At 50.2% G+C, this 14,803-nt stretch carries 12 protein-coding genes and 1 pseudogene; 10 read left to right on the forward strand and 3 right to left on the reverse strand.

Annotated features, from left to right (window positions below):
- The 7 genes and pseudogenes from IQ260_RS15990 to IQ260_RS16020 form a co-directional block, all read left to right on the forward strand.
- A pseudogene (locus IQ260_RS15990) lies at positions 1-285 on the forward strand (dihydroorotase); the annotation flags it as partial.
- Positions 286-366: 81 nt separating this feature from the next.
- On the forward strand, positions 367-1,020 hold the full coding sequence (locus IQ260_RS15995; protein ID WP_193994106.1) for a methyltransferase family protein: 654 nt from the start codon (positions 367-369) through the stop codon (positions 1,018-1,020).
- 567 nt (positions 1,021-1,587) lie between these two features.
- Positions 1,588-2,589: an arsenosugar biosynthesis radical SAM (seleno)protein ArsS gene (gene arsS / locus IQ260_RS16000; protein WP_193994107.1), complete on the forward strand. Its 1,002-nt coding sequence runs from the start codon at positions 1,588-1,590 to the stop codon at positions 2,587-2,589.
- Positions 2,590-2,650: 61 nt separating this feature from the next.
- A complete protein-coding gene (locus tag IQ260_RS16005; RefSeq protein ID WP_228016171.1) occupies positions 2,651-3,469 on the forward strand; it encodes a TVP38/TMEM64 family protein in 819 nt (272 codons plus the stop codon).
- Between the two features lie 60 nt (positions 3,470-3,529).
- Positions 3,530-4,195 carry a TVP38/TMEM64 family protein gene (locus tag IQ260_RS16010; RefSeq protein WP_193994108.1) on the forward strand — a complete coding sequence of 222 codons (666 nt, stop codon included), beginning with the start codon at positions 3,530-3,532 and terminating at the stop codon, positions 4,193-4,195.
- Between the two features lie 212 nt (positions 4,196-4,407).
- Complete coding sequence (locus IQ260_RS16015) at positions 4,408-6,105, forward strand: mechanosensitive ion channel family protein (protein WP_193994109.1); 1,698 nt, start codon at positions 4,408-4,410, stop codon at positions 6,103-6,105.
- A 231-nt stretch (positions 6,106-6,336) separates the two neighbouring features.
- Positions 6,337-7,608: a DEAD/DEAH box helicase gene (locus tag IQ260_RS16020; RefSeq protein ID WP_193994110.1), complete on the forward strand. Its 1,272-nt coding sequence runs from the start codon at positions 6,337-6,339 to the stop codon at positions 7,606-7,608.
- Between the two features lie 136 nt (positions 7,609-7,744).
- Here IQ260_RS16020 and IQ260_RS16025 read toward each other — a convergent pair whose 3' ends face one another.
- Positions 7,745-8,281 carry a Dps family protein gene (locus IQ260_RS16025; RefSeq protein WP_193994111.1) on the reverse strand — a complete coding sequence of 179 codons (537 nt, stop codon included), beginning with the start codon at positions 8,279-8,281 and terminating at the stop codon, positions 7,745-7,747.
- Between the two features lie 282 nt (positions 8,282-8,563).
- Here IQ260_RS16025 and IQ260_RS16030 point away from each other — a divergent pair, with 282 nt between their 5' ends.
- From IQ260_RS16030 to IQ260_RS16040, 3 genes are all read left to right on the forward strand, one after another.
- Positions 8,564-11,656: an MFS transporter gene (locus tag IQ260_RS16030; protein WP_193994112.1), complete on the forward strand. Its 3,093-nt coding sequence runs from the start codon at positions 8,564-8,566 to the stop codon at positions 11,654-11,656.
- Between the two features lie 159 nt (positions 11,657-11,815).
- Positions 11,816-12,331, forward strand: a complete 516-nt coding sequence (locus tag IQ260_RS16035) for a hypothetical protein (protein WP_193994113.1) — start codon at positions 11,816-11,818, stop codon at positions 12,329-12,331.
- A gap of 75 nt (positions 12,332-12,406) precedes the next feature.
- The gene (locus IQ260_RS16040) at positions 12,407-13,648 is read left to right on the forward strand and encodes a cation:proton antiporter (protein WP_193994114.1); all 1,242 of its coding nucleotides are present in this window, start codon (positions 12,407-12,409) and stop codon (positions 13,646-13,648) included.
- On the opposite strand, the gene IQ260_RS16045 is transcribed toward IQ260_RS16040, so the two are convergent.
- Entirely contained in the window at positions 13,620-14,216 is a 597-nt protein-coding gene (locus IQ260_RS16045) for a DUF1003 domain-containing protein (RefSeq protein ID WP_193994115.1), read from the reverse strand. The two genes, IQ260_RS16040 and IQ260_RS16045, sit on opposite strands and share 29 nt — an antisense overlap.
- Positions 14,217-14,499: 283 nt before the next feature.
- A partial coding sequence (locus tag IQ260_RS16050; protein ID WP_193994116.1) for a PEP-CTERM sorting domain-containing protein occupies positions 14,500-14,803 on the reverse strand: 304 nt, incomplete at its 5' end.

Below are 14,803 nucleotides of genomic sequence, written 5' to 3' on the forward strand. Positions count from 1 at the left end.
CCCCATTACCGTAACAAAAAAGAAGCGCCCTGTGGCTGTGCGGGATGCTATTCAGCCCTACACGCCATGGAATTGTATGCAGAAGCGTTTGAGAGTGTTGATGCCCTGGATAAGCTAGAGGCATTCGCTAGCTTTCATGGACCTGACTTTTATCAACTGCCACGTAATACTGATCGCATTACTTTGAGTAAAACAACATGGCGCATTCCGGATGAAGTTCCCTTTACCACCTTTGGACTGGTTCCTTTACGAGCAGGAGAGGAAATAACATGGCAAATGGCGTAAGTTCTAAAGGATTGCAATGGTATCATCTACTGCCTTGTCAAGTGATGATATGAGCTGGTTTTTAAGTGATATAAGCACACTATGAAAGTCAAACATTTTATCAACTTACACAAAGGGACCACCTTCTTTTTTGTTCTCGGATTGATGCTGGCCTATCAAAACTTTACCCTGGGTCCCTGGGTCTATTTAGCGCTGCATGGCACCTATGGCTTTTTATGGCTACTTAAGGACAGACTCTACCCGGATAAACAGTGGGAGGAGGAAGTTGCTCTGCCGTTGGGTCTGGTCGGTTTTGGTGTCGTTAGTTTGTATTGGGTCGCTCCTTTTATTTTAATTAGCAGTGGTGTAGAACCGGCTCTGCCTTTAGTTGCTGCCGCCATTGCCCTGAATATACTCGGTGTCTTTCTCCACTATGTCAGTGACGCCCAGAAGTATTACACCCTCAAGTACAAGTCAGGCTTGATTACAGAAGGACTGTTTTCCCGCTGTCGCAATACCAACTATCTGGGCGAGATTTTAATTTATTTGTCCTTTACTATGTTGGTGATGCACTGGCTACCCTTTGTCATTCTGGGGGGATTTGCTGCTGGGATGTTTGTGCCCAACATGCTCAAAAAAGATAAATCTCTCTCCCGCTATCCTGAATTTGAGACCTATAAAGCAAACTCAGGATTGTTACTGCCCAAACTGATGGCCAACAACAATCAAACCGCTGATAAACCACATCTCAGTTAAGATTTAGTTTTTTTCTACAAAAAGGCATCAATTCTAGACGGAAATCGTGCCCGCCCCGATACGGACGCATTTTTTGTCGTGGCTGGTTTAGAGAATGGATTGATTGGTGAAATCCTCTATTTGTCAATAGTTTGTAGACTGAGAGCTTACACCTAGTTAGCCGTGAAGCTGAAACCCGCGCTAGGTTCGAAACCTACCGCTAGTTGAGGGCTGTCCGCTAAAGGGACAATCTGGCTGTGAAGCTCTAGATATAGAGCTTTTAGCGATCTTTAACCCCTTTAGTAGGTTTTAGTTCTGTTAACCTTGCGACTTTGAGTCCGAGGCGGGCTGACGCTTCATCGCCAAGCGCAAGATTTGAGCAAACTATGGTTCGACTCAGCAACGCCTCTTTTCCAAGTATGCCTGTGGCCATAGGTAACTGATATGCATTTAAATTGGCCATTCAGATTTAAGATGATTACCGCCAACTTCTAAGCAAAAATTCAGCAAGGTGTCGTTCAATGACACCCGTGGACATCAATATTCCTGACCGCCTTCAGTAAAATCACCTAATCTTTTATTTAAACTATGGTCCAATCCAAGCCTGCTCCACAGACACTGCCTAGTTTTGAGGCGACGTTGGGTCAATCTTTGACCAAGACGCCCATCAGCGTTCTCCAAGTTAATCTAGGCCGTAAGTGCAACCTCAGCTGCAGCCATTGCCATGTGGAAGCTGGACCTCAGCGCACTGAAGAGTTATCCCCTGAGGTGTGCGATCAGCTGGTGGAAATGATTCATCGTTTTCCACAAATTCAAACGGTGGATCTGACCGGGGGGGCACCGGAGATGAACTATGGATTTCGCCCCATTATTGAAGCCGCTCGCAGCCAAGCTAAAGAAGTGATTGTGCGGTCAAATTTGACCATCTTTTTTGAGCCTGGCTATGAAGATTTACCTGAGTATTTTGCTCAGAATCAGCTGCGGGTGGTGGCGTCGCTCCCCTGTTACCTGGAAGACAATGTGGACAAAATGCGGGGACAAGGGGTGTACAACGACTCCATCCAGGCCCTGCAGCTATTAAATCAACAAGGCTATGGGAAAGACCCAAATTTGGTGATTGATTTGGTTTATAACCCCCCGGTGCCCACGTCGACAGACTTTTCACTGACGCCGGAGCAGGCCGGTCTGGAGCAGGCGTATAAGACTTACCTGGATGAACACTTTGGCATTGAGTTCAACAGTTTGTTTACCATTACAAATTTGCCCATCGGTCGGACTAAATTTCACCTAAATCATCGTCAGCTGCATCAGCCCTATCTCAGGTTTTTGGCTCAGCATCACAATGCCGGTACAGTGGCCCATCTGATGTGTCGCAATGAGCTGTCGGTGGACTATTTAGGTCAGGTATATGACTGTGACTTTAACCAAATGGAGGGCATTCCTGCCCAGGATGCCCAAGGGCAGCCGGTCACGGTGAAGGCACTGCTGGACCGTGGCAGCTTAGACGTGATCGAGCATGTGCAAACTCGTTCCTACTGCTATGGCTGTACCGCTGGCAGCGGTTCTAGCTGTGGGGGGTCTTTGGTCTAAAGATGCAGCTACTTTGATGAATTGATTGGTTTATCACCCTAGAACTATTGGAGTATTACCCATGAACGATTTTAGAGAAGTGCTAGGCCCAGGGCGTGGCCAGCTGATTTTATCCAAGCTAACTCTGTCCAAACTAACTAAGGGGCTGATCAAATTTATGGCGTTTGCCTCTATCGGAATGGTACTGCTCGCGGCAGCCCCAGCCATGGCCCAGGATGCGGGGGAGTCTGTGGGCTTTTTTCAAGGGTTACAAAATCAGCTGGTCAGTACCCTGGCGTGGATTCAGTCCCTGGGGCTGTGGGCTCCTATTGTCTTTGTGCTGCTCTACATTGTCATTACGGTTGCGTTTTTGCCAGCATCGATTGTCACCCTTGGAGCGGGGTTTATTTTTGGTGTTGTGCAGGGATCGTTTTTGGTGTTCATAGCGGCGATGCTGGGGGCCACAGCGGCATTTTTGATCGGTCGCTATGTTGCCCGTGATTGGATTGCGCAGAAAATTGCGGGTAATAAAAAGTTTGCGGCCATTGATGATGCGATCGCAAAAGAAGGTAGAAAGCTTGTCTTTTTAATTCGACTATCTCCGGCCTTTCCCTTTAACCTTCTAAACTACGCCTTAGGGTTAACCCAGGTCTCTTTGACTGATTACATCCTAGGAACAACCGGTATTCTTCCAGGTACCATTATGTATGTGTACCTGGGGTCTCTAGTCAAAGATTTAGCAACCCTGGGAACTGGCGATGTCCCCTCTAATCCAGTCATTGACTGGGCGATCAAAATTTTGATCCTTGTTACGGTGGTCGCCATCACGGTGTACATTACCCGGATTGCCCGAAAAGCGTTGCAGGGAGTGTCAGACGAAGGGATGCCAGCTGAATCCTGACCCAGATTATTGGGTATTTATGCGTTCGTTGGCGACTCAGCAATTTTTCCAGTGCCCCCTATGCTTACGAAAAAAACCTTAGGTTGGTTAATGGCAGGCCTGCTCGTGGTTTGCTGTTGGCAATTGGTTGTCTTTTTCCTGGACCACCAGACACTCATGACAGTGTTTCACGGTGCCGGTAATTGGCAGGTTGCTCTTTTTCTCGGAGCCCATACTTTAGCCGCAGCAGTGGGGGTGCCAGGCACTGTGCTGGTGGTTATAGGGGGAGCCCTATTTGGTTTAGTTTGGGGCACCCTATGGTCCATTTTAGGAGCCACAGCTGGTGCGGTGGTGGCATTTTGGCTAGCGCGCTACCTGCTCCATGGTTGGTTCACACGGCGCTTTAGTCACCATCCTCGATTTCAGGGATTGTTTAAACGGTTGGACCATACGATGGATGAGCAGGCTCTGGCCTGTGTACTGGCGGTCCGATTTGCTCCAATTTCGCCCTTTAATGTGGTGAATTTTTTGTTTGGTTTGACCAATATTTCTGTGGCGCCCTACGCCATTGGTACCCTAATTGGCATCATTCCTGGCACAATGGCCTATACCTGGCTGGGGGTAACCGGTGTGGATGCCCTCCATGGCGGTAACTGGGGGCCTGTGGCACTATGTCTGAGTTTACTGATGGTGCTGTCGCTGATGCCAATTTTTGCTCGGAGGTATCGTCGAGGCGAACTGCGTTAGGTCGCTACTGGGCGGTTGCAACACCTGGCGCCATCGTTCGTCCATCGCTCACTGCTGATTATTCACACCCAGGCCACAATCTATACCTGGCACCCACAGGTTTTGTCTAAACGCTGTAGGATAGGCCCAAATCGATGGGATAGCGGACAGTGTTTAGCCGATTTATTGATCACGGCGGGCGTTTTATCAAATGCGCGCTCTGCTGGCAGCCCATGGGCAAGTTTGTAACGAGTTTGCTGCTCAGTGTGGTTTTAGGTTTGACGTTGTTCCTAGCTTCAGAACCGCTGGCCCAAGTACCCCAAGAGCAGGTGCCGCCAGAAACTCAGAATCAAGAAAATGCGGAGCAAGACAGCCCGGAGCAAGCGGAGGTCGCTTCTACAGCGTGGGTTGTCGTCGAGGGGCAGCGGTTGTTCCAAGTTGCAGGCACCGAGGCTCTGACTGCTAAGCAAAGGGCCCAAGGCATTAATGGAGAGCTGACAGAGCTGATGAGGTCCAGTGAACCCCTGTCAGTAACGGTGGAGATACCCAGATATACACCGATCATCTACAACAACGCGTTTGGGCGCACAACAAGACGTCAGCTTTTATCGGTGACAGCTGACGATCTGCAAGCGGTAAACCCTGATGTCGAGATTAACGAAGAAACGCTCAAGCAACAGGCTAAACAGTGGGCTGAGGAGATTGAAGAGTGGCTGAACCACGCCCGACGGGAACTCAATGGTGAATATTTGCTGCGAGCGGTTGTTATTTCTCTGAGTGCCCTATCCAGTGCATTGGCACTTCAGTATTTACTCAAGTATCTCTGGCGACGCTACGTGTTCTCCCTGCTACCTGTAGTCGTCGCTCAACCCCAGCCTGGGGCAACGGCGCTGGGGCGCAACGAGTTTTCACTGGCACGGTTTACGGCACAGCTGATGCTGCTATCGCTGCGGGCAGCTCTCTGGCTGTGGGTGCTGCTGTTTGTGGTCAGGCAGTTTCGGATAACGCGGATTTGGGCGACCTGGGCCCAGGGTAAGCTGGAGTCTCTTTTTGTGGGCCAGTCACTACCGTTGGGGGAAACCCATCTGTCACTGGTGGATATTTTGGTGCTGTTGGTGCAGCTGGGGGGACTGGTCCTGCTGGCAAAAATGGCGACCAATGTGTTGCGATCGCGCCTTTTACACACCTCCGGTCTCAGTTTGGGGATGCAGGCCGCCATTGCCATCCTGGTGCGCTATGCCATCTTGTTTGTGGGGGTGATTGCGGTCTTACAGCTGTGGGGCATTGATCTCAGCTCCCTCACGCTACTGGCCAGTGCCCTCGGTGTAGGGCTTGGTCTAGGGTTGCAAAATATTGCTAAGGACATCAGCAGTGGCCTAGTCCTGGTATTTGAGCGCCCGATCCAGGTGGGCGACTTTATTGAACTCAATGGTCGCCTGGGGGTGGTGGATCGCATTGGTCCTCGTAGTACCGATATTCGCACCCTCGATCAGGTGTCGATTATTGTGCCTAACTCCCGATTTTTAGAGCACGATGTGATCAACTGGAGCCATCGCAATCCCCTGTCTCGCATTCATATTCCCATTGGGGTGTCCTATGGTAGCAATCCCCAAACCGTCAAGGCAATCCTGCTGGAGGTGGGGCGGGAGCATCCTAACGTGATGGCCGCGCCCGCCCCTGAAGTATTTCTCATGGGCTTTGGGGAGAACTCCCTCGATTTTGAGCTGCTGGTGTGGATCCGGAAACCCCAACTTTATCCGCAGATTCGGAGTGATTTGTATTTTGCGATCGCAGCTGCCTTTCGTAACGTTGGCATCGAAATTCCCTTTCCCCAGCGAGACATTCACCTACCCAAATCAGCCTTACCGGTTACCCTATCTGAGGATAGCCTGAGACAGCTCACCAAACAGCAGCCCAACGGGTCTGATTAATGCCTGGCCCCCATAAAGCAGCTTTATCCAATTACTGCTATGATGAGGTCTTCTCGGGGACCCGCCGGTTGGTAACCCTTTGTGACCCAGCGTCATCGAGAAAACTCTTGAACCGTTTGCATTACCCAGGAATAGGACTTCCTGTCTCATTCAAGACTTTACACTTATCCAGCCCGGACCGGTGCCAGCCAATACGACGGCTGATGGGGCAAAACTGGAGCAATTAACTAGATGCCATTTGATACCCTCGGCCTTTCCGCCGAACTTCTGCGTGCTATCGACGAGCAGGGCTACACTGAGCCGACACCCGTTCAAAGTCAAGCCATTCCAGTTATTCTGGCCGGTCGAGACGTGATGGCAGGAGCCCAGACCGGCACGGGAAAAACCGCCGGCTTTACCCTGCCTATGCTGCAGCGTCTGAGCGAAACCCCTATTCCCAAAGGTCGACGTCCGGTACGGGCACTAGTGCTAACACCCACCCGAGAGCTAGCAGCTCAGGTTGGAGACAGCGTCGAAACCTATGGGCGTCACTTACCGTTACGTTCAGCGGTCATCTTTGGCGGCGTTAAAATCAATCCCCAAATTAGACAGCTGCGGCACGGTGTTGATATTTTAGTAGCCACCCCCGGTCGGCTGTTGGATCATGCCGGTCAGAAAACCGTCGATCTGTCCCAGGTAGAAGTTTTGGTCTTGGACGAAGCCGACCGCATGCTGGACATGGGCTTTATCCACGATATTCGCAAGGTGCTGGCCTTGCTGCCAGACCACCGCCAGAATCTGCTTTTTTCCGCCACCTTTTCAAAGGACATCAAACGTCTAGCTAATAGTCTGTTAGACCGCCCTAAGCTGATTGAGGTCGCTGTCCAAAACTCTACGGCAGATGGTATCCAACAAGTCATCCATCCCGTAGACAAAAGCCGCAAACGAGAACTGCTGAGCCACATGATTGGCTCCCGCAACTGGCAGCAGGTGCTGGTATTTACCCGCACCAAACACGGAGCTAACCGATTAGCCCAGCAGCTAGAAAAAGACGGACTGACGGCGGCAGCTATTCATGGCAATAAGAGCCAAGGCGCGAGAACTCGGGCGCTTGCAGCCTTTAAATCTGGGAAAGTGCGGGTGCTGGTGGCTACCGACATTGCCGCTCGTGGCCTGGATATCGCTCAGCTGCCCCACGTGGTGAATTATGAACTGCCTAATGTAGCAGAAGACTATGTCCACCGGATTGGCCGCACAGGCCGGGCCGGCAATGAAGGGGAAGCCGTTTCTCTCGTGTGTGTGGACGAGCTGAAGCTTCTCAAAGGAATTGAACGCCTCCTTAAGCAGGACCTTCCTAAGGTGGTTTTGCCTGGATATGAGCCCGATCCCAGAATTAAGCCAGAACCGATTCAGAACGGAGGCGGACGCTCTCGCCGTAGTAGAACCCCAAGTTCTTCCCGGCGCCGTTCTCCTGCAGCCGGGAGCAGGCCAAAACGGGTCATCCCTGCGCCTGTGTTGAAGTAGGTCTCTCACCCTTCTGACTTTCCCTATCGGCCTAGCTGTTAACTGAGACCGATAGGGAGAGTCAGGGAGGGATAAATTCAGTAAAAGTCCAGCCTTTGTAGGCTGGACTTTTTGTTTAAAGTTGTCGGATGTTAGTTTATACGCCAGCAGGGACTTTAAGTTCGCTCTCGTTATCGCCATTGCTTTTGAGAGCCTCACCATCGATAAAGGAACGCAGCATCCAGACCATTTCTTCATGCTGTTCCATCAAACCGGTCAAAAAGTCGGCAGTCCCTTCATCGCCGTACTTCTCTGAGCATTGACTAATGTGGGTGCGCAGGTTACGAATAATCTGCTCATGGTCAACGACCAACCGAGCTACCATCTCATTGGCAGTGGGTAAGTCGCCTGGATGCTCACGCAGGGTGGCATGCTTTAGAAAGCCATCTGCTGTACCAACAGGATAGCCGCCCAAGGCCCGTACCCGTTCTGCATAGGCATCAATGGCCGCTGAGATGATCCCATAGTGCTCATCCCAAAGCTGGTGCAGCGTGCGAAACTGAGGACCAACCACATCCCAGTGATACTTCTTCGTCTTAATGACAAGTAAGTAAGCATCTGATAGATCTTGGTTAAGCAAATCTACAACGCCCTGACGTTGTTCTTCTGATAGGCCAATGTTGATCGGTCGCATAAATTAATTTTTTTCTTTTTCTGCCCTTCCATTGCACCGCAAATTTGTCCATGATTCATCTTTCGTAGGTTGAGTATTACCAATATCCAGTATCTGACAAAAGATAGAGACGCCCAACAGATACACCCTTAGTTAGATATAAAATCCTTGGCAAAGAGATTTAATAGCGATACGTAAAAATTTGACTAGCTGTGAAATTCCGGGCGGCTGGCTATCGCGGAATGGTTGCTGTGCAAATGCTGCCTTTTAAGAGCAAGAGAGAAAATTGTTAGGAGAGAAACTGTGATTGAACATTGGATTAGCTCAAGTACACTTCGATGGGGGAGCGTACTTTCGGCACAATTATCTACCCCAGGTGTCAATACCCCTGAGGAAGCCGCGCTTGTTTTTTCAGGGCCGCAATTCTTTATTGCGCTGCTGTCGGGTCTAATTCTGACATTTGGGTTTCAGCTATTGTTGACCAATCTGTCGGTGGCAGCCGGTATTTCCTATGTTGGTCACAGTTCCTCTTCCTCTGATGACGACTCGGGAGGTATGGGGCCTAGAAAAATAGGGATTGCATTCGGTTTGTGGACTCTGATTACGGTTAGTGTGGCCCTGTTTTTTGCTTGTCTTTTAGCGGTCAAACTCAGTCTTTATGACAGTGCGCTCCTGGGTGCCATCACTGGACTGGTGATCTGGGGAACGTACTTCTGTCTTCTGTTTTGGGTGAGTTCTACCACCGTTGGGTCGTTAATTGGCTCCGTGGTGCGGACAGCTACCTCTAGCTTTCAGACTCTAGTGGGCACAGCGACAGCGGCCATGGGCGCAAAGGTTGCTAGTAATCAGACTATTCAGACGGCAGAAGCGGCGGCGGCGGCGATTCGTCAGGAGCTGTCAGCGGCTTGGAATGGTGACGACTTGAAAGAGTCTCTGGTGGACTACCTCAATGCACTGCGTTCTCCTGAATTGGATGTTGAGCAGCTGGAGTCTGAGTTCGAACGCTTGCTGCAAACATCCGATGTGGTCTCTGCTTCGGACCAGACCATGCTGCGTCAGATTGACCGTCAGGCGTTTGTAGAACTGCTGCAAGACCGTACTGATTTGTCTCGTAAAGAGGTGAATCGGGTGGCCAATCGCCTGTATCAGCGTTGGCAAAACACGCTGTCTCCCAGCGGCGGTGTTGAATCTCTAGTGGACTATCTGCACTCGGCTCAGCCAGAACAGCTGATGACAGAACAGCTAGGGCAGCGACTAGATAAGTTTCTAGAAGAGTATCGCAACCAGAACCGGGGGCAGAGTCAGTCAGCGATATCGAGAGGCGTTAGCCAGGCCATCAATACGGTGACGGGTGTGCTGATGGGTCGAGTTGATTTGTCTGATGCGGACATGGGCAAACTGCGTAAGCAGCTGCAGGCTGCCCAGTCACAGCTTGGCTCCCAAGCAAACACATTGGCAGCACAGGTGACCAGTGACAACGATGAGTCCGAGAGCACGATCAAAGCCGATGTAGAAAATTATTTGTTGACTTCCTACCCTTGGCAGCTGTCTCCCCGACGTTTGGAGGCTGAGTTTGCTCAAGTACTCTATGACCGTGAGGCTGATGGGCGTTTGCTGGCTCAGGCAATCCAGCGTCTAAATCTTTCTTTCTTTAGACGGGTATTGAAGTCTTCCGGATTGTTAACCCAGGCCGAAATCCACGATACGGCCCTACGTTTAGAAACAACCCGTCAACAGGTACTGACAGAAGTGACTGAACAGTATCGGGTCGAGGCCAAGAAAAGTCTTGTCTCCAAGGTTGATACGTTTCTACGGTACACACCTCGGCATGAGCTGCTCTCCGAAACAGGGATGGGCGCCGATGCATTTAGAGCGTTGTTAGAAGATGACAGCGTTGACGCCGCTGAGCTAGAGGAGCGCTTTACCCAGTTTGGCTATGAGTATTTCGTCCGTCATCTGCAGCATCGCTCCGACCTGAATGATTCTGACGTTAAAGCCATTGCCGGTCGTCTAGAACAGATTATGAACAAGGTGCTGGCCGATGCCAAAGGTCTGCAGTCCTCGATTGAGGTGAGGGTAAATCAGCAGTGGGACGAGCTACAAAACTATCTGCGCAGCACGGGCAAGTCTGAACTTGACCCTGAGGGTATTAAAGCCGACATCAGTAAGCTGTTTGATAATCCTGAAGTTGGCAGTCAGCGGCTACAGCAGCGGTTGTCTCGCTTTGACCGTGACACGCTTGTTCAGCTGTTGAGTCAGCGCCAGGAGTTTTCTGAAACTGAGGTACAGCAGGTTGTCCAAGATGTTGAGTCAGCCTGGTATGAGGCGCTGGAGGCACCGGCTACTTTAACCGCGCAAGCGAAGGCTAACTATGAGCAGGCTAATCGTGCGATCGCAAACTATCTGCGTAACACTGGCAAGCCCGAACTCAGCCCCACCGGTATCAAGCGCGACCTAGAGCTGTTGGTCAATGAGCCTAAGGTAGGCGTGGATGCTATTCGCTCACGCTTGGCCAGCATGGACCGCGACACTCTTGTACAGCTGCTCAACCAGCGGGACGATCTGTCTGAAGCTGAGATCAACCAGGTGATTGACGACCTGCAGGAGAACATTCAAAGCGTTCTACGGTTGCCCCGCCGTTTGGCGCGACGCAGCCAGCAGCAGGTTATGTCCTTTAAAGATGCCTTAGAAGATTATCTGCGTAGCACTGACAAGGCTGCCCTCAACCCAGAAGGCATCAAGCGCGACCTGCAGCTGTTGCTCAATGACCCCAAGCTGGGTAGCGAACGGCTGCAGGAGCGACTGGCTCAGGTAGACCGCGATACCGTTGTCGCTTTAGTCTCTCAGCGCGATGATATTGCCCGTGAGGATGTGGAGGCCACCGTGGACCAGGTCATCTCGGTCCGTGACCAAATGATGGCCCAGGTGCAACAGGTGCAGGCTCAGCTGCAGACAGCCCTCAACCGCATTTTGGACCAGGTGCGTCAGTATTTAGACTCGCTTGATCGGCCTGAGCTTAACTACTACGGCATTAAGCGCGACGTGAGCAAACTGTTTGATGACCCCCAAGCTGGCTTTGACGCCCTCCAGCAGCGGCTATCTCAGTTTGACCGTAACACGCTGGTCGCTCTGATGAGTTCCCATAAGTCCATGTCTGAGGCCGATGCTAACCGGGTGATTGCCCAGGTAGAGGATGCCCGCGACGGTGCTTTGCGTAAGGCAGAGCGGATGGAGCAACAGGTACAGAGCCGCATTAGCGAACTTAAACAGCAGGCTCAAAAGCAGGTGGACGATACTCGCAAAACGGCTGAGGCAGCCTCCTGGTGGCTGTTTGGTACGGCAACGGTTTCGGCAATTACTGCTGCGATCGCAGGTACCATCGCCGTCGGTGGTTAACGGCCACTGATATCTATCGAGTTCCCTTAGTTCCAATCGCTGCTGAGCAACAGGTCTCGGTAGCGATTTTTCTTAGGTCCGGCTCAAATCATACTTTCAACAGAGCCTTGCTTCTTAATAATTGTTTACAGTAGAAGAAAGCACTCACCTAAATACATCATGTCTAACAACTATTTAGTTGCCGTACTCTCTAACCGCTTAACCGCAGAAGCCGCCTACTCAGCCCTAGAAGAGGAGTCTCTACCCATGCAGAAAATATCTGTATTGGGACAAGGATACAAAAGCGCTGATGAGTATGGACTGATCAATCCCAATGATGCAGCTGACAAACAATCAGACCAGCTAGCTTACTGGACAATTCCTTTTGGGTTTGCAGCTGGCGCTGCCTTTAGCATCCTGTCGGGGCTACAAACCTTTGCCTGGGCTGGGGAAGTGGGCAATCATCTCATTGGTGGCTTTCTGGGCGCTGCCTCTGGTGGTTTAGGTGCCTTTATGGTCGGTCGTTTGGTGGGCTGGACCGTGGGTAGTGGGGATGCGATTGTCTATCGCAACCGCCTCAACCAGGGTAAATACTTGATTATTGCTGAAGGCACGGATGAGCTGGTACGCCAGGCTACCCGTATTCTGCGACAGTACAATCCTGAGAATATTCAGGGTTACTCATTTCAGGGCTAATTCACCAACTGTGAAAATAGGTGAGCAGATAGGCTAGGGCACCTCAGCCCGTTCATATATTACGCATAAGCAGCCATGAGTCTTTATATCTTTTCTCTGTTGGTTATTGGCCTAGTCCTGCTAACCGTTACCCTAGGCTCAGGTTGGATTGCCCGGTTGCCCATCTCCTATGCGCTCATCTATTTGGTGGTCGGTATTTTTTTAGGTCCCTACGGTATCGATTTTCTAACTAACCAACCCAGCAGCGAATTTATTGAACGGCTGACCGAATTCGTGGTGATCGTTTCAGTATTTGGCTGTGGCCTGAAGATGAATCGAACGATGACTCTGGCAGCCTGGCAAGTGCCAGGCCGGTTGATTGGTATCCTGATGCCGATTTCTATTGGTGCGATCGCAACAATCTCACATTTTCTACTCAAGTTTGACTGGGGAGCTGCCATTCTGCTGGGGGCCATCTTAGCCCCAACTGACCCGGTGCTAGCGTCAGAGGTTCAGCTAGCCGACAGTAATGACCGCGACAATTTTCGCTTTGGTATTACCTCCGAGGGGGGGCTTAACGATTCTTTGGCTTTTCCATTCGTTTATTTTGGTTTGAAAGCGATTGAGAACCCTGCTTGGGACAGCTGGTTTCGCCAGTGGGTAATGGTTGATTTAATCTGGGCAATTGGGGCAGGAATCGTGATGGGATATGTCGTTGCCAAATCCATTCTCTGGATTGATCACCATGTGCAATGCTCTCAGTCTTCTGAAGATCTGATGGAAGACTTAGTAGCTCTCAGTATTATCTTACTAACTTACTCTCTAACAGAATTAATCAACGGCTATGGATTTTTAGCCGTGTTTGTCGCCGGACTCACCATTCGCAAAACTGGCAAAAAGAGACACCATCAGACCCAGCTATACTTTATCGAACAGGTTGAAAAACTGCTGGAAGTCGTCGCTATTCTTTTATTAGGCTCGCTGCTGCGTTTTCAACAAATAGGCTGGCATCTAACGGATACGTTAACCATTGCTGGATTAGTGCTGCTGGTGATTCGCCCGCTGGGGGCTCAGATTAGTCTTTTGGGTAGCCAGCTATCGATGCCCACACGCTGGCTCACCGGCTGGTTTGGCATTCGTGGTCTAGGCTCACTCTACTACCTAACCTATGCCATGGGTAAAGGTCTTAGCGGCAGTACAGCCGAGCGTATAGCCTGGATTGTTTATACCACCATCGCAATATCAATCTGTGTTCACGGCGTTACCGCTTCACCGCTAATGCACTGGTATCAAAAACGGGTAAGGCACCCTAACTCTTCTCTTGCGGATCAGAGATAATCATCGTCGCTAGCTCCTCATTCTCTGTCTGTTCTAAATTCTCTTTTAATATATTTAATACAGCCTGGGGATCGGTGGCCTGCTGCATCAGTTCAGCTTCCCAATCCTCACGGTTTTTTAAGATAGGCATGTCTGCTCGCAGCTCTTCTAGTAGCGCAATCAGCTTGGCGGTTTTTTGTTCCGTTAGCAGATTTATCTGCAGCATCAGATGGGAGCGTTGTTCAGCCAGCTTTTCTTGGCGTGTTTGATGGACCAAAACCCCAGTGGCAATTAGTAGAGCCGCTGTATCGAGCATCTGATTCTTTAGCTCATATTTGGGAATTCCAAAGGGTAGCGTCGCCTCTCCAGTCCACTGACTCCAGCCAAACCACACAGCAAAAAATAGTAGTTGAAGATATAAAAAATTGGCTGTGCCAAAGACAGCCGCTACCCGCTGTAAAAAGCGCACATGGACTGGCGAACTTTTGACATCCTGAGCCTGCATACCAATAATGGTTTCAATATTTTTGATCACCTGCTCAGGCAGGGGATACTTTTCGCCGTCAATGTATACCGAACCATCATCCATTAAGATCACGAAGAGACATTCTTTAGTGACATTTTTACTCTACGGGACAGTGATTCTGTAATATCTCTATCTTTAGTAACATCTTTGCTTGACAGGTCAACGATTTAATTAGATTTCTATCGCAGGGATGGTTTGCAAATGTATGACATCCCAATCTGCCTAGGGAGTGGCTTAAAGAAGCGCAAGCAAAATAACAGGCAAGGCTACTCAAACAGAGAACTCTTGCCTGTTATTCTTCAAAGTATTAACCAAATGTCTAGCGGTCCAGCTAGACAGCTTTGACTTAAGCAGGTTGCTTCCTGTAAGCAAGTCCCATACCTGCCAAGGCTAAAAACAACACAGCCGTAGATGTTGGTTCAGGCACGGTCGATAAATTAGGTGGTTCTTCATCAATAAAAAATTCATCCATTCCAAAGCCAACGGCATTTGCCTCCCGAGTAAATGAAAAGGCCAGGATATTATCAAATTCTGGCCCTAAGAATATCTCAGAATTAGGTCCCGCGAAGCCCCAGTCGTCAGAGGGCAGTAACTGCGAGTAAGAGACATTTACACCATCTGCCAAAGCATTGATATAAACTTCTTCTTCG

Origin of the sequence: Leptolyngbya cf. ectocarpi LEGE 11479, from assembly GCF_015207065.1 — a bacterium.
In the GTDB taxonomy this organism is placed as follows: Bacteria; Cyanobacteriota; Cyanobacteriia; order Phormidesmidales; family Phormidesmidaceae; genus Leptothoe; species Leptothoe ectocarpi.